The following is a 231-nucleotide window of genomic DNA, read 5'->3' as shown; positions in this document are numbered from 1 at the left end:
GCATTTACTTCAAAATTCAGATGAAAGCTTCTCATATCCATATTCGCTGTACCAATTGATGCTATGTCATGATCAACAATAATTATTTTGCTATGCATAAATCCACGATGATACTCATAAATCTTTGCCCCAGCATCAAGAAGCTCTGGAAAATAAGATCGTGAAGCATAAAATACAATTCTTTTATCTGGCCTACTAGGAACTAATATTCGAACATCGACACCACTAAGT

The 231-nt window shown here is 34.6% G+C and carries 1 protein-coding gene; it reads right to left on the bottom strand.

Annotated features, from left to right (window positions below; genetic code table 11):
• Positions 1–231: phospholipase D-like domain-containing protein (locus AOA59_RS31800; RefSeq protein WP_256593167.1), on the bottom strand; the 231-nt coding region annotated here is incomplete at both ends.

This window comes from Pseudomonas sp. 2822-15, from assembly GCF_002742515.1.
Classification (GTDB): domain Bacteria; phylum Pseudomonadota; class Gammaproteobacteria; order Pseudomonadales; family Pseudomonadaceae; genus Aquipseudomonas; species Aquipseudomonas salomonii.
The sequence above is the reverse complement of the archived record's forward strand: the minus strand, read 5'-3'. Positions and strand labels throughout refer to the sequence as shown.